The sequence below is a fragment of the Haloferula sp. genome, from assembly GCF_049672945.1.
Taxonomy (GTDB): Bacteria; Verrucomicrobiota; Verrucomicrobiia; order Verrucomicrobiales; family Akkermansiaceae; genus Haloferula.
Genome location: NZ_JBATWY010000219.1, coordinates 1 through 16567, shown reverse-complemented (window position 1 = coordinate 16567; position 16567 = coordinate 1). Strand labels below are relative to the sequence as shown.

6 protein-coding genes and 2 pseudogenes are annotated in these 16567 nt (G+C 58.1%); 3 read left to right on the top strand and 5 right to left on the bottom strand.

Annotated elements, in window-relative coordinates:
* Both WBG04_RS19255 and WBG04_RS19250 read left to right on the top strand, forming a co-directional pair.
* Positions 1-1431 (top strand): annotated as a pseudogene (locus WBG04_RS19255) (hypothetical protein); the annotation flags it as partial.
* Positions 1432-1953: 522 nt separating this feature from the next.
* The gene (locus WBG04_RS19250) at positions 1954-2712 is read left to right on the top strand and encodes a VIT1/CCC1 transporter family protein (protein WP_424316344.1); all 759 of its coding nucleotides are present in this window, start codon (positions 1954-1956) and stop codon (positions 2710-2712) included.
* A gap of 21 nt (positions 2713-2733) precedes the next feature.
* Here the strand turns inward: WBG04_RS19250 and WBG04_RS19245 are convergent, their stop codons facing one another.
* The gene (locus WBG04_RS19245) at positions 2734-11034 is read right to left on the bottom strand and encodes an alpha-amylase family glycosyl hydrolase (protein ID WP_424316343.1); all 8301 of its coding nucleotides are present in this window, start codon (positions 11032-11034) and stop codon (positions 2734-2736) included.
* Positions 11035-11247: 213 nt separating this feature from the next.
* Here WBG04_RS19245 and WBG04_RS19240 point away from each other — a divergent pair, with 213 nt between their 5' ends.
* Positions 11248-11754 carry a hypothetical protein gene (locus tag WBG04_RS19240; protein WP_424316342.1) on the top strand — a complete coding sequence of 169 codons (507 nt, stop codon included), beginning with the start codon at positions 11248-11250 and terminating at the stop codon, positions 11752-11754.
* Positions 11755-11773: 19 nt separating this feature from the next.
* Here the strand turns inward: WBG04_RS19240 and WBG04_RS19235 are convergent, their stop codons facing one another.
* From WBG04_RS19235 to WBG04_RS19220, 4 genes and pseudogenes are all read right to left on the bottom strand, one after another.
* Positions 11774-12838, bottom strand: coding sequence for a hypothetical protein (locus tag WBG04_RS19235; protein ID WP_424316341.1), 1065 nt, complete (start codon positions 12836-12838; stop codon positions 11774-11776).
* 111 nt (positions 12839-12949) lie between these two features.
* Entirely contained in the window at positions 12950-14296 is a 1347-nt protein-coding gene (locus tag WBG04_RS19230) for a lipopolysaccharide biosynthesis protein (protein WP_424316340.1), read from the bottom strand.
* A gap of 133 nt (positions 14297-14429) precedes the next feature.
* A complete protein-coding gene (locus WBG04_RS19225; RefSeq protein ID WP_424316339.1) occupies positions 14430-15941 on the bottom strand; it encodes a sugar transferase in 1512 nt (503 codons plus the stop codon).
* 96 nt (positions 15942-16037) lie between these two features.
* Positions 16038-16567: pseudogene (locus WBG04_RS19220) on the bottom strand (hypothetical protein); the annotation flags it as partial.

Here is a 16567-nt window from a genome sequence, read left to right as displayed (position 1 = left end):
AACATCGTCTTCCCGCTCAAGAGCGCGAGCAACGCCAACGACTACCGGCAGATCTTCGAAGAGCGCCGCAACAGCTACGGGCAGGGACTCGTCCTGATCAACAACACTTCCCACGACGAGGAAAACTACACCGATCCCTTCGAAGCCCTCGTCCGCTACTCGGTTGCCGGCACCATGGACGGAGCTCCGATGATCTTCATGGGCCAGGAACTCGGCATCTCGCGGACCTACGGATTCAACTTCTACGAAACCAACTTCGGCAAGCAGATCGGCCACTTCAAGAAATACAACTCGCTCGATCCGATCTGGGACGACACCAACTTTGGAAACGATCAACTCTACCAGGTTTACTCCGGCATCAATGCCGCCCGCAACTCGAGCCCCAGCCTGCGCAGCGTCAACCGCTGGTTCCTCAATGGCGACAACTTCAACGACAAGCTTTTCGCCGTCGCCAAATACGAACAGGCCAATGCCTCTCCCGCCTTCAAGGATGTCGTCCTCGCCTTCACCAACTTGGACCGCAACAACGATCACAGCGACAACTTCACGATCCCATCCGCACTGGCACCCCTGATCGGACTAAAGGACGGTCGAACCTACAACTCGAAGAACATCGCCGCCTACCTCGGGCAGGACTCGGGACGCCGCGACACCTGGCAATGGGGCAGTGGCATCAGCGGCGCCGCTCTGAAATCCTCCGGCTTTGAAGTCAAGCTCTTCAAGGTCCCCACCGAGAATGCTCTTTGGACCGCAGGCCCCTACGAAGCCAAGTATCTCAAACTTTATGACGTCACTCCCCCACCCTCACCTGCGCCGCTGACGACCCACTACGCCATCGGCACGAACGGTTCCTTTACCTGGACTCCTCCCGGCGGACCCGACGACAACATCACCTCCTACGTCGTCGACATCGGCACCACACCCGGCGGCAATGACCTGGCCGACGGTACGGTGATCAGTGACGGATCGAATACCGTCAATTTCACCGGTAGCTTTGGAAACACCTACTATGCGACCGTAACTTCGCTGAGCTCCGCCGGGATCTCCTCCACCACTCCAGGATCATCGGACACCGGTTCACCAAATCCCGACTCATCCACCACTCCAATCATCCTTCTGGATCCCGCCGGCGACCAGGACTCGGATGGACAAAGCAACGAGGACGAAGCCATCGCCAAAACTGATCCGCTGGATGGATCTTCGTTCTTCAAGGTCAGTTCGATTTCCCGAAGTGGCAACATCGTCACGGTGAAATGGGAGAGTCAACTCGGTGTCGACTACGTTCTTCAGTCTCGGAGCGATCTTTCGACCGGTGATTGGACCGACGTCCCCGGCAGCGCCATCTCCGGCACGGGCAACGTCGTGAGCGCCACCCATAGCGTCCTCGCTACCGACGACTATTTCTTCTACCGTGTCCGCACGGATCCCTAGGGATAAATGATACGCCGGTCTCTACACCGTGCCGCATCCCAACCTGTAGATCCCCTGGAGTACGCAACACGTGGCTGGAGCCTCCAACAAAAAGAGGCCCCACTTCTCCGAGCGACCTCAGGAGCATCAAGCGGTGATATTTATTCCGCCGCGCTGCAAGACATATGGAAAAGAGTTCCTTCAGATGACGCCCGATACGACGACTCGGTTCCTGGCATCGATGAGTTTGCGCGGAGCGCTATGGAGAAGGAGTTTGTAACTCCTTTCGCCTAACCCCAGAGCCATCTTACCCCCCTTCCACCGCAAAGGACTTAAAAAGTCCTTCTCCGTATTCCCCACGCCTAAGAACCACCGACCACGCAGATTCAGCGACCATCATTGCTGGGAACATGGGATTTCAATTTTCCGACTCAAGGCACTTACAGCAAACGAAAAGACTGAAAACCTTGACTGCTCCAGTTTTACTTCGTCGATCTGATCATTGACCTGCAAATCGGATCCGAGCACCCTTTCGGAGCCATCGTGTCGCACCATCCTGAACATGCCGCCGAGCACACTCCCGAGGCCATCCATCGCCGCCTGACATCAGGCGTCTCCCAAGACTATCTCAAGGACTCGGTCTATGGAGCAATCGACGGGGCAGTGACCACCTTTGCCGTGGTCAGTTCGGTCGCCGGAGCCGGCCTGCCATCCGGAATCGTGATCATCATGGGCCTCGCCAACCTACTCGCCGATGGCTTCTCGATGGCCTCCGGCAACTTCCTCGGGACCCGCGCGGAGAATCAGGCCGCCGCCAAGGCCAAGCGCGAGGAGGAGCTCGAAATCGACATCCATCCGGAGGGTGAAAGGGAGGAAATCCGCCAGATTTTCGCCCGCAAGGGATTCGAAGGAGAAACGTTGGAGAAGGTTGTCGACGTCATCACCGCCGACAAATCCCGCTGGGTCCGGACCATGCTTCAGGAGGAACATGGGATCGGCCCCCACCGGCCGCGCGCCCTGACAGCCGCCATCGCCACCTTCGTGGCCTTCATCATCATCGGAGCGATCCCCCTCGTCGCCTACCTCATCGAGCTCGTCAGACCTGACATGATCGACCGGCCCTTCGCCGTCGCCTGCGGGCTCACCGCCATCTCCTTCGCCATCATCGGCAGCCTGAAAGCCCGCGTCGTCGATCAAAACCAAATCAAGGGCATCCTCGAGACCCTGGCCATCGGCGCGCTCGCCTCCGGCCTCGCCTACGGCATCGGCTTTCTTCTCCGGCCCTTTGCGGAAGGACTCTGATTCTACCTTTGCCTTGTTCGTTTACAGCCCACCCACCTTCATCCGGTAGAATTGCAGCGGCTCGGTCGTCGCTCCCATGAATTCGATCACGTTTTGGCTGGCCGCGCCTTCCGTCGAGATCGCAGCACCGATTTCATCCCAGTCTTTTAGATCCTTGGACGTCTCCCACTGATAGATGCGATCCGGAAGCGTCGGGAAACTCAGCATCACACCTGATTCATTGGCTGAAATTGTCACTCTCGGATATGCCGAACGGTCATCCAATTGAGGATTCATTCCCAACAGCCACTCGGTCAGGTTGTTCAGGCCGTCACCATCCGGATCACCATTCGCTCCATTGTCGCCTGAAGCATCACCGTCATCCAGTTCATTGTCGTCTTCCCAGGCCGTCGGAAGCCCGTCCTCATCCTCATCGATAAAGGTGACACCGAGACTGAGCGAAACCCGGAACTCCGTGCCCTGACTTTCGACTTCAACTTGTTGGACCTGCGCCTGGTTCCGCATCGGAATGGTATCCTGATTGCCGGCATCGTCATCCGTCGCTGTCGACTGCCAGGTAACATTCGAATCGAGGCCAATGACAGCCCGACTACTCAGCGCGGGACTCACGTTTCTCACTTCCACCCCGCCACTCACCGCTGCCACCGAAAGCCCTGCCTGCCCTTGGGTCAGCAAGGCATCGAGATCCGGACTAAGGCCGAAGCGCACGAAGAGTTTGTCAACACTGCCGCTCAATGCGTAATCCGCGACCAAAGTGTCCGCCGTATCACCCAAGGTCACGGTCTTGGCAATCGCCCCATCGGACGAGGTAAAGACCCACCCATCGGGAGTGGCGGCAAACGAGTAGTAGTCGTTCACATACTGTCCGGAACCCACGTTCGCGAACCAGTCTTTGAAGGCAGAAGTCCGCCGGGCACTCACGCTGCCGTCAGGATTTTGATTCGAGTCTCCTTCGTCTTCGGTTTCGAATGCAGCTGCCGAAAGTGGATTCCCCACGACCTGAATCGCTTCTCCATTGGAGGCCAGCGTCCACGCGGCGACGCAACGGCCGCCCTGCCTCTCGAACAGCGCGAAGACCTTTCCGTTCATCAGCACATATTCGTCCTCCCCATCGAGATCGACATCCTTGGCGATCGCTTGAGTTTCGCTCGGAGGTGCCGCCGCCCAGCTTGCCACCTCAGCATAACGCGCGGCAAAACGCGTCTGCGCCTGCGCCCGCTTGGAGAATGCCGCGAGATTATCGAAACTCGTATCCGGGTAAATGAAATCGCCCGTCGAGTAGGTTCTCAAGTCGTTGTTGTCTTCATCATGCCATCCCGCAAGGAAAGTCGAAGCATGATAAGTTCCCCGCGCCAATCGACCGAGCCGATCGACCGGCAGCGATGCCACCGATGACCATGCATCCGATGCAATGCCCGACCCGGTGCCGTCGAAATTCTGAACACCGTAGAAATCATCATCCGGTGTCGCAATCGGAACGCCTGGTCGGATCTCAAAGACCTTGTCGCGAAGACTTTCCTCCTGACCGGAACCAAACCACCAGAAATCATAATTGCCCTGCGTCGCATGATCGAGCCATAGCGGGCCGAGCTTGCGCCCGAAGGTTGTGTTCCCCCGCTCAACCGGGGCAAACATATCACCTCCGCCGTCGGGCGGGAGCGAAAGGTCTACCTGACCTCTCGCAACCTGGTCCGGTCCGACCAACTCCACCCAAGGGCGGCTCGCCAACCAGGCGACGTTCCGGTCGTAGGCATCCGCATTTGCCTTGTTCCTGAAGTCGGACCAATCGCTGTATAGAACCAGCATCTGATGCTGCTCACCACTGCGCGCCTTCCTTGAAATGAGTCCCCGTAGACTGTTGCCAAGCCCATTGTCGGTATTCAGAAAACGGAAAGCCGACGCCTCATCATTGATCACCATCGTCCGCAGCCCATTGATTCGATTGATCCGATAGCCATCGTCGAGCAAGGCACTCGAACGACCGAAGCGATCCACGATATGACGGAACTGATCGGCGAACACATGCGAGTAGCCCGCCGCGCTGACCTTTGCCAGCACCCCTTCGTCAATGATCCGCTCGGGAATCCAGAACACCTCGGAAGAAGGTGCCATGCCGTAGATCTTCGTCAGAAAGCGATTCGAAAGGGCGATATTGTCATCGAGCCAGGCCTGGTCGAAATACGCGAGCGGCGCATCTGCAAAGGTCGAAGCGATCAACTCAACGGTGCCGGCCTCGGCAAGCGCTCCGATCCGATCATTGAAGGCCGGGCCATCACGCAAGGGCTCGACCGCCCCCGGATCTGCTGCCGCCCATTCGATCGCTGAAGCGAGGGTCGGCGTCACGTGCAGGCCGACCTTCGCACCATAGGCATCATGCACATCGAGCATCCGGTGATAGCCGGCACCATTGTCATCGTTGATCCGCTCCTGAATCTCGGACCCGGGCCGCAAAGCCTCGTTGCCATGGGTCAGCATCATCACCTTGGTCCGCTTGCCCTTGTCCGGACCGTTGTAGCCGAACCAGGAACGCAACTCGCTGTTCAGACCGATGAATCCCTGATCGCGCCAGTAGTCTTCCGCGAGGTAGTCGTCGTAAATCGTATCCCGAATATCAGTCCGCCCGCCAATATCCCCCGCCCCCTGCGGCGAGTTCCCTGTCCCGTCCCGGGTCGTGAACACCTGGAAGTTGAGACTCGAGGGATCACCCAGCCAACCGGCATCGAGCAGCACTTGGCGACTGATCGAAAACTCGATCGCATCGAAGCGGCTATCGAAATAGACCTTTCTGAATCCGTTGACCGAATCCTGCGTCCGCCGCTGAACCCCCTTGGATGTCAGGTCCTCATTGATTCCGGTGCTGTTGTTCGCCGAATTCGTATCCACGTAAACCGCTCCACTGTTCGATTGGTAGACGGCGACCACTGCCTCCCATCGCATCAAGGTGCCGGTATCGACTTCATCGGGCAGAGAATACTCACCCACTCCCGTGTTGCCCGTATCGATCACCACGTAGAGGTCGAGCCCACCTTCCTCAGCGAAGGGTCTCAGATCCTGAAGATCGACGCGGAAGTAAAACTCGTCGGTGCCGCCAACCGAGGAATCTCCCCCATCCCGCGCATAGAAAGCGACCAGATCCCGCGAACTATCGAATCCATCATAACCGAGATAGGTGTCCCCCCCCTGGTTGCCCCCACCATCACCCTCATAGGTATCCAGCACCACCAGGTCGTCGATCGTCCAATCCGTGAACTCCTGCCGGTTGCTCACGCTGCCTCGCACAATCGCTTCATCCTCGGAAACCGGGCCGATCACGATCTCTTCTCCCGGGAGAAGAACCACGCTGTTGTCCACCGAAGGATCCGTCCCTGCCAGCAACTCTTGCAGATTGCTCAACTCGTCGCCGTCGCCATCGCCCGAAGCTCCATTGACCTCGTCGGGAAGCGTTCCATCAAAGCTCGTGCTTCCGTTATCCAGAGGATTGAGTCCGAACCGGCGCTCCCAACCATCCGGAAGGCCATCACCATCGGTGTCCGCCTTGAGCGGGTCCGTCTCACTCCAGACTTCGCCGGATTGCCACATTCGATCATTGTTACTGTCTCCGGTGATTGCCCCATTGAAATCTGCATCCTCTCCGAAGCCATCGGAAAGCCCATCGTCATCCGTGTCCGCATCGGTCGGTGAGGTCTCCGTCCAGGTCTCTGCAGGATCCATCTTTCCGTTCGGCCAATTGCGGGCAAGACTTGGCCCGGTATTGGTTGCCAGTGACTCGCCATCGCCATCGACCCAGCCATTGGCGTTCGCATCTTCGACACCATCCAACAGACCGTCTCCATCCGTATCGGGGTTGCCCGGATTGGTCAGCGATCCCCACAACTGCCTCGCACGATCGCCCCCTTCACTTGCGCTGTTCACGCCGGGGACACTTCCCAGATTGTCGAGGGTGTTGTAGAAAGGCGGGTCCAGATCGCCGGTGAAGTTCGGACGGCCGTCGCCATTCGTATCGCTTGCTGTATTGGTATCCTGTCCAGCAGTTCGCCACCCTACTTCCAGCCCGTCCGGCAAGCCGTCGCCATCACTATCGGGCCAGAACGGATTCGACATCCCGTAGGCGTTGTGGACATGCACTTCGCCATTCGTCCACAGCTCCGGATTGGGTTTGAAGCGAGGATCATTGCTTGGAAAACCATTGGGTAAAGGCGTCTGGCTTCCCTCGGCGAGATCCGGCAAGCCGTCATCATCGTCGTCGAGATCATCTGGATCACCGTCCACCAACTGGCGCAGGATCACGGTGGCATTCCGCGTATCAAAAGCCGTACCACCCTCCCCGACAGCCGTCGCCAACAAACGAAATGAACCAGGCGTGTCGATCGTCCAAATGAAATCCCAGAAGGCACTCGAACCAACAATCTCAGGTCGTGCCTCACCGGTCTCCGGATCAGGATCGGCCGGTACCAGAGTTCCGCTTCCCAGGTCAAATGTCAGGGTAACCTCGTCTGCCAGAAGACCCGTTTCGACCCGCACCGTGAAGTCGAGCGAATCCGCACCCGGACCATCGGGCAGAATCAACTCCACCCGCTTGCCGTCACTGTCGATCTCCTGCGGTTGCAGAATCGTCACCCGCGGTTTGGTGCTCGGCAGTGCCGTGACCAATCGCGTCGCCAGAAGGTCGGACTGAGGATCCGGACGATCGTGAGTAACTTCAATCCGATGCAGGAATTCCTCAATCCCGTTGTAGAGATTCGGCAAGGTGAAGGCCAGCGCATGGTAATCTGCGGTTTCGTTGAAGTTGATCGTCAGTCCTTGAGAACTGAGAAACTGAGCGCCACTCGGCCATCCCTCGTTGACACCATAGCGCACCTGAAAGCGCGCCATCAGATCCGTTTCGCTGAGACCATCCGCCAAGGACTTCGAAAAATAGGCTTTCACCACATAGCTGTCGTCAATCGGGTCCCCATCTGCCTGCGGAAAAGCAACGAACATCCGCAAGTCCGGTCCGGCGGTATTCACGGTTCGGGTCAGCGTGGTGTAGTGACCATCGACATCACTCAAGCCCTGCTCGTCGGAAGAACTCAACTCCTTCAGCCTCACTTCGATCGTCGCACTTCCGCCACCAACACCCGCCGCCGGGATATTGACGTAGTTGAAACGAAACTCATTGGTATGATCCGGATCCAAAGGATTGATCGCAGCCGTCGGCGTCACCAAACTTGCCTGCGCCCATGCCCCATTGCCGTTTTCAGCACCTGTCTCGCTGTCATCGTTTGTAGCATCTCCGTCGGTGATCCGATACCATACTTCACTCGTGGAACGATCCGCCCGGATCACCAAGCCATACTCACTCCCGCCGACCGTCTCACCGTCGTTCGTCGGAAACACGATCTGACCATCGGGCCTACTTGCATCGTAGTAGAAGGTCTGAACGAAGGTCTTGAAGATCGGCGCGCGGCCGTCGCGCTTGAGAAAGGCGCGCGCACGCAGCACATGGAAACCTTCATCAAGCCCGGTTTCCGTCGCCCATGGCCAAGTGGAGTAATCCGCTCCAGGAACTGGAGTCCGTGCGTAGTCGTTGTGAGGAAAATACTCGATGCTCGTCGCATCAAAGCCTTCGACGGCAAAGGTCGTCATCATCGACTCCTTGCGCCCCACATTCCCGGGATCCGAGGGAAACACGCTCGAAGCCCCCTCCTTGTAGATCCCGATCTTGTATTTGAGTGTCTCACCACCCGGCGGCTTCGGAAGCGAAGCATTCATCCACCAGTCGTCTCCCCCTTCATTGTGGGAAAAGCTCAACTCCACGGTTTCGGTGCTTCCCGTCCCAACACCACCCGCTCCTTCGGGATTGCTCCCATCACTCGTGTAGTAGCAGAACATCCGGAATCCACCGCCGACCCCATTCGGCTTTGCCCACAGTGAGATCGTTGTTGCATCCTCGACATACTGTTTCGGTGCCAGGTCGTCCGGCCATCCGCCACCGGGCGCGCCCCCGACGACGGCTTCAGGATCATGGAAGAGAAACGCTGCGAGATTGCCGCCATCCGTTGAAAAATCATTCGCAGCGGTTGGCCCATCGACGTTGGTGAACACCCCGCTTCCAATCTCCGTCACGAAGGTTTCGGCACCGCCCGAACCCAGCTTGTTTCGGGTCGTATCCACGGCCGCGAACTTCTCGCCGAACTGCCGGTCGACGAAGGTCGGCTGTTCATATCCCAGGAAGGTATCGTTGCTTACTCCCGGAGGGTTGTCACGCTTGGCCGGATCACTCCCACTGCCATTCAGATCGACGCCTCCATCGAGCCGGAAAAGAATGTTCTCCGCCGATCCGTCGGTGCGCACGATGAAGTCCAGATCGCTGCCATTCGTCACGCGTGGCAATTCGATATCATACTGGTAGTCGTCAGTCACCGGGTCCGGCAATCCATTGGGATTGAATCCCGGATCCCCGTCCGGACCATCGCGTCGCGTCACTGTGACTGTTCCGACTTCTTCGCCCGACTGCGCAATGGTGATCGGCTTGCCTCCTGCGGATTCCCAAAGTTTGGACGGATCCGGATTTTTCCATGAGAAAAGGTAGTAGGCACCCGGCGGCACGATCGTGCCATTCGGTTGACCGAGATCACCGGTGATCAAGCCACGACCGAAACCGCCGTCGCCAAGTGTTAGATAGAAGCCATTCAACGAGTCCCCGTTCGCCGCCGTTCCACGCGCATATTGATAGAGATGGGCACCCGGCGGAAATGAGGTTGTGAATTCCTTCCCCTGGCCGCTCGCGTAGTTATCATTGACCGTCACCAGCGCGACCACGCCGTCGGCATCCGACATCCCGCCATTCGTCCTCTTGTCGAGTCGTTCGTAGGCAACGAAGTCCGGATCATCACCTTTCGCTCCCTGCTGATAGCCACGAATAAAGTCCTGGTGGAAGCGGGCCAGATTCGGCAATCGCGGGTCCCCCCACTGGCCGAGGAATGACGTGTTGGCATGCCGCGGAAATGCCCCGCCACTTTCACCCAGCGTCTCGGCGTGGTAGTTGCCATCGGTGTAAACGAGGCCCATGCCCTCCCGCGTGAAATAAAATGCATGCTGGAGTTCGCGTCGTGCCGCAAAGTCATTGTCGTGGCTCTGGGCATGCATCACCGCCACCGGAGCGGAAAACCCTCCCGAGCCCGGTTTATCGAAGCCGTTCAGCCCGGCCGATGGGTTGCCGAGCAGGTTGTTGAAGTTCGAACGCAGGTCGTTGTCGACCAAACGCATCCCGGCATCCACGTAGGGGCCGTAGGCCGGCGGTTCTCCGAGGTGCTCGCCAAAGAGCATCGCATCGTCCCGGCCCTGCTCGGTATTGAAGACCGAATCACGATGGTTGCTCCAGTCGGAGAATCCGCGACTCAAGTTGAACTGCTCCTGAATCTGGCCGGTATAGCCGTAATTCGAGAAGTCCTTGTCGGTGCCGAAGGTCGCCCCGTAAAAATCCGCCGGTGTGTGCTTCACCGCATCCAGGCGCAAGCCATCCGCCTTCGTCCGGTCCATTTTCCAGCGCGCCGAACGATGCAGCAAATCTTCAACCAGTTCGGAGTAGAAATCCCGGTTGGCGGCGATGTCCTCCACCGTGATGCCATTGTCAGGCCCAAAGCCGACATAGAGCCCCTCGCCCCTTGAATGCTTTTGTCCGGGCCCACTCGGCTTGTAACAATAATACTCCGGCTGGTTTTCGTGGCGCACGAAGCTGATCTTCGGAATCGTATCGCCCTCGAAAGCGCCATGATTGCGGTTCGTCGTTCCCGGCTCGGTCGCGATGTCGATCAGATCGGACAGCCCGAGGTGCTGCACCTGCCAGGCGTCGTTCCAGTCCCGCGTGTTGTCCCACTTTCGATAAAAACCATCTTCGGTCCGACGCAGGTGAAAGTCCTCCGGCAAAAATCCCGGATACACTTCGATCGAAGTGAAGGCATTGAATCCCGGTACATCGAAGGCGTTGTGATTCATCACATTGTCGAAGTAGACGCGGATGCCAAAACGATGGGCCACCCTCACCATCTCGAGCAATTCGGCCTCGGTGCCATAGCGTGTCCTCACACTGCCACGCTGATCCTTCGAACCTAAATCGAAGCGGTCCCAGCAATCGTAACCGACCGACAAGCCTCCCGAGGCCTTTGTGGGAGGCGGCAGCCACAGCGAATCATAACCCGCCTCCGCCAGCTCCGGCATCTTGCGCGTCAGCTCCGCCCAGCTGGTGTTGAAATACTGCAGCATCGCCTCCCCTCGCACCAGACCGGCGGAGATCCAGAGAAGCGCGGCCAGCAGGCTGAACCATTTCAGTCGGTAAGTCATCAAAGCAGGGTTTTTTGGAAAAGTTCCGGGGGGAGCCGGGTGCAGACCCGGTTGCCAATGGCCCCAAAATCGTTCCGGTTTAAGGAAAGCACGGAGATTCCATCATCGCAACCACCCACTCAACGCGCCATTCCTTTAAAATCAACGGACTTCCAAGAACTTCGTAGAACTCCGAACTCGTCAAAACGGTTTGCCGGTGTAGGATGCCGCAACATGTCGACAATTCCGGACAATCTTCCAACCTTGGTCATCGGCACCGTCATCGGTGCCTGGCTGCTGGCCATTACCGGCATCCTCGTCATGCGCCGCTACTACTCAAGGCGACTCGATCGGCTTGGCGAAGCCAGCTCCGAGGAAATGATCAAGGAACTCGACAGCGCCTATCGCCGCGCTCCAAGAGTTCGAATCCAGACCCAAACGGAGTATCTCCCCTTTGTCATCGAAACGATCCGCGAGAACATCGACGCCGGGCTCGCCGATCAGCAGGTGGAAACGCTGCTAAGCCGGATCGAGAACCATCGGCTTGGCGACGAACGCCAGGCGATGTTTCCCGTAGAAGTTCAAAACGTTTCCAGCGAACTGCGGCTCCGATGGACCTGCGATGCGCAGTATCGGATCGATTTGCGGATTCAAGGAGACCCTGCCATTGTGGCGGCACTCCAAGAACTGAAGAAGCGGATTCCTAAGGCCGCAATTTACGGCCAGACCGGCCACTCATGATCAGTCCAACTCCTGGGCCTCAGATCACAGGTTCTTCAACCGCCCAACTTTTGGCGAATTCCACGCGATATCGTAGCAGGCAACCGACGCCACCGTAATCATCGATCAAAGGGTCGTCCTCGCAGACTTCAATCGAAACATCGCGCAAGGTCGCCAATCTAACAAGTGCCTCCCGCTCTTCGTCCGGCAGGTTCTCGGAGATGATCAAAAGATCCGCGCTCCCGTCACGAACGGCTCTCAAACTTTCCTCGATGCCCACCACTCCCAGCCCGCCACGACGAATTTCCTGATGCAGACGCACCACATTCTGAATCGACTCCTCATACTCGGCGGCGACAAAGGCATCCAGTGACTCCTCGAGGATACTTGAGTAATCCTTGCCGTTCGGTGACTTGGAGATCTCCCCCACCACTCGCGCCGCGAGATGCTTTGGCAAGGCATCCTTCAGGCGGTTCACGTAGCGGGGATGCCCCGCAAGCAGCAGGTGGTTGTGTCCTCGCCGGGACATCAGATCAGAAATGATCTCAACCTTCTCACTGACGAAGCGCCGATGACGCTCACGTTTCTGATGGTGGTAGTGCTCACGCGTCCACTCCCTCCCGAGACGCGACCGCAGCTCCGGAGTCGTTGCCAGCAACTCTTCACTGACAGCACCGAGGGTCACCTCAAGAATCCTAGCGCTCTCCTCCGAACAAATGGCGATCACATAGCGATGAAAACGGTCCTTCGCCTGAATCAGCGGAAAGATCACGGGGAGCTCCGAAGCGTGAAATGAAGGCTCGATCCTCGCTCCGAGGGGCACCACCATCTTCATCGGGCTTTCACCACCACGCGCAAAAACGGCAACACTCCGACATCCCGGCGGCCACCCGTCAGCGACCACATCCAACACCGCTCGCTTCGCTTCCTCGAAGTCCTGCTGGTGCTCGCGACAAAAGGTCGAACGCACGGACGAACTCCAAATCCCAAGGAGCAATCGCATCGCCTCAGGGGCTTCGGTGGCATCGAAATAGGCGCTGATAAGTGGCGATTCGGTTTCGGGCAGTGAAGCAAGTGCGACGATATTCCTCCGAAGAGACTGCATTCTTTGTGGTGTCTCGGTCATGACACACGAAACTAGGCAGCCTCATTTTTTCCGCATTTGGAATCGAAGCACGATTTTCCAATCAGCCAGACTAGGTCGACCGTGCACCGTTCAGATCGGCACGTCGTCTCCCTTCAGCTCTTTGGCGACCATGCGTGGCAGCACCCAACCGGTGACGGCAAAAATCGTCACTGCCATGGCCACCAGCATCGGGCCCATGCCGCCATATTTGAGCGCGGCCCAGGCTGCAATCGCAAGAATGAAGGTCTCGATCAACTGCACCCGAGCCAGCCGATTGACTTTCCCAACACCGATCGACAAGGCATGATTCAAGTGACGCCAGATATGCGCCACCACGTAGAACCCATAAGCGGCAAGCATCCCCCGACTGATGTTCGAAAAACTCTCACCAAGCCACAACTCGAGCGCCCAAGGACCGATCACGACCAGTCCAAGTGCAGAACAAAGCGCGAATCCCGAACCGTAGAGATACAACTTCTTCGCCGCCACCCGCGCCCAGGGGCGATCATCCCGCGCAATCGCTTCGGCAACCGCCGGCCAGGTCGGAGTGCTCAGCATGATCACGAAACCAAGCTGCATCACAGTCAGCGAAACGAAGATCCCGTAAAGCGCAACCATGGAAGGTCCCGACTCGCGACCTACCATCCATCCACAAAGATTGTATTCCACCACCCCGGTCAGCAAACAACAGGTGGAGAACGCAAGACCATCGCCGAAGAGATGGCGGGCCACTTTCGGCCTCACGAATCGCAGCGATGGGATCAGGTCGCGATGCTTTGCCCACAGCCCGACCGTATTGCAAAATTTCGCAACTACCACTGCCCCATGAATCGCCAGGACCAGATACCAGACTTCCTGAATCTTGAAAACCCCGACACCGATCGCCACTGCAGCGGCAGCGACCACGTTACCAAATGCTCCCCAGGTATTGGTCACGGCGACTTCGAGCAATCCTTCCCGCAGCCGATCTGTTAGATTGAGCACGAACAGCAGCAGGAAGAGAACCAGGCCCAGCCATAGTGCCGGGCGCATCACCGGATCCAGCCCCTCGAACTTGTCGCCAAAGATTGTTGTTAGAGGAATCGTCGAAAGGACGGTCGACAGCACCGCGCCCGCCAGAAGGGCCAGTCCCATCATCATGAAGAAAGCGGTGGATGAAAGTTCGCGGCGTCCCTGCGCATCGCTGTTCGCATTCGCTTTGGAAAGCCCGTGCGCCAGCGCCGGACCGATCCCGATCTCGAGCAGCGCCACGGTCGCCAGCGCAAGACTGACGCTATTGAACACCCCGAACTCCTCACGACCCATCACGCGCACCGCGATCGGGATCGCCATGAATTGAAGGAGGATCGTCCCCGCTTTCGAGAGAAACGACGTCAGGACGGCCAAGCGGATCGAGCGATCACGCCGTTTCCCGTGGGTGTTGGTCTCGGTTTCCATGGATTCCGGCTCGCAGGCCGCTCCAGCTAACCGCGAATCGACGCGAATGGACACGAATATTAAATGGGGGGCTGGAGTGTCGCCGTTCGGCATGCCGGAAATGGTCCCCGGCCCATGCAACAGCAGTCGGTGTTCAGCAGGCGCCTTTCCGCTTGAAGAAGGTCATGACCATGATCTGGAAATCGAGGAAGAAGTTCCAGTTCTCGATGTAGTCGAGGTCGAACTTGATGCGCTCCTTCAGGCAGGTATCACCACGAAGCCCATGGACCTGTGCCCAACCGGTGACACCTGGTTTGACGTTGTGACGCACGTTGTAGTGGCGGATCTCCTCCTTGAATCCCTCGATCAACTCGGGGCGCTCGGGACGCGGTCCGACAAGACTCATGTCTCCTTTGACCACGTTCCAGAACTGCGGAAGTTCATCGATGTTCCACTTCCGCATGAAGCCACCGACCTTGAGGCGACGGGGATCGTCCTTGACCGTCCAACCCGGTCCACTTTCCGACTCGGCGTCGAGCTTCATGCTGCGAATCTTGAGGATGTCGAAGGGAGCCCCATTGAGACCGATGCGACGCTGACGATAGACGACCGAACCACGTGATTCGAGATACACCGCTGCGGCAAAGACCGCCATGACGGGCGCGAAGATGATCAGTCCGAGAAGACCGCCAACAACGTCCATGCAGCGCTTGGCCGCATTGTTGAAGGCGTAATGAAGCGGAAGCTTGCCGATGCCGAGAACCGGCATGCCGTGAATGCTTTCAAGCTGGAGGCCGGAAACAAGCACCTGGAAACAACTCGGGATCAGCTTGAAGTCGACGAACTCCTTGCCGCAGGTTTCCGCCAGCTCGAGCATGTCTTCCCGCGACAGCGAGCCATCGACCGCCATCACCAGATCCGTGCCGGAGTCGCGGAGAATCGTCCGGATGTTCTCATAATCACCGAGAACCGGCACATCGGACGGAGGCTGCTCATCAAATTGGCTGTTGCTTCCCTGAACTGCACCAATCACGGAAACCCGGTGGGCCCGCCCTTCGTTGAAGCGCGCCATCGCACGCTGACATTCACTATTCCAGCCTACAAACAGAGCCTTCTGACGCAGCGCATCGGCAATGCCCTCTTGGCGAACGATGCAATACAGAATCCAGCGCCAGCCGACGAGTGTGGCCGAGCAGAACACGGCACCAACTAGACAGAATATCCGACTGATGGGCGGGTCGATCTTCAGGGTCAAAGTCAGCCCGAGAAAGGCAACCAGCCAGATGACACAAGACTTCAGAATCACCACAATCGTCCGACGAATCGCCAGATAATTGCGGGGATCGTGCAGACGAAAGTTTACCAACAGGAACTGGAGCAGGACTCCACCGATCAGGACGTGGCCGAGATAGCTGCCGAGATCCATTGCCGGATCATGAACCCCCACTTCACGCATACCCGTTTCGAAACGCACCAGGTAGGCGACGAGCAGACTCATGAAGACCACCGCCGCATCACCGAAGAAGCTCAGGGCCACCAGCTTCTGGTGAGCAACCCATGGGCGTTGGCGGTGCCGTAGCGAAAATGGCCGGGGAATACTTGAATCAAGGAAAGGAGGGCGGACGTGGGGAGCGTCATCTACCTCCAAAGGGGGGGAAGTTTTCATGTTTAGGGGGATTCGGGGGGAATACGGAGACAGATCCAACCGGCGGGTGACCGGAACGACATGTCGAACAACTGGAATGGTTGAAAGTAGGGCAGATCATGCCTTTTTTCCAACCGGAAAGGGGATAGGGGATGAGGATGAGTCCGAAGCTTTCACCGCTTTGGCTTCAACTTGTTTGGAGTCTGCATCAACCGGTGCCTCGATACTATTACGTGAAACCGTGATACTTGGGCCCGGGCCGGATATGCCTTCGGCAGGCCGCTCATTCCAGACAAATCCGACAAGATTTGCACCGGTCGAGCGCAGCAGTTCCGCCGACTGACGCAGCTCGCGCCGATCCGCTCCGGCTCCGCCGACCACCAGGCAGGTGCGATCGGCGTAGCGGGCGATCGCCTGGGCATCGGAGGCCGACATCACGGCCGGGGCATCGATGACCACCCGGTCAAACCAACGGTAGGCATCTTCGAGCAGCGCCGGGAAGCGGGTGCCGGATAGGAGCTCCGCGGCGTTCTCCATGAGTTCGCCGGAAGACATCAGGTAAAGCTTGGGCACCGTGGTGCTGAAACAAGCGTCGGACGCCTGCGCCTTGCCAGCCAGGAAGCTGCCAAGCCCACGATGGGTATGAC

Coding starts and splice junctions, on each gene's coding strand:
- WBG04_RS19235 (WP_424316341.1), bottom strand. CDS start 12,838: ATGCAGTCTCTTCGGAGGAATATCGTCGCACTTGCTTCACTGCCCGAA.
- WBG04_RS19245 (WP_424316343.1), bottom strand. CDS start 11,034: ATGACTTACCGACTGAAATGGTTCAGCCTGCTGGCCGCGCTTCTCTGG.
- WBG04_RS19240 (WP_424316342.1), top strand. CDS start 11,248: ATGTCGACAATTCCGGACAATCTTCCAACCTTGGTCATCGGCACCGTC.
- WBG04_RS19230 (WP_424316340.1), bottom strand. CDS start 14,296: ATGGAAACCGAGACCAACACCCACGGGAAACGGCGTGATCGCTCGATC.
- WBG04_RS19225 (WP_424316339.1), bottom strand. CDS start 15,941: ATGAAAACTTCCCCCCCTTTGGAGGTAGATGACGCTCCCCACGTCCGC.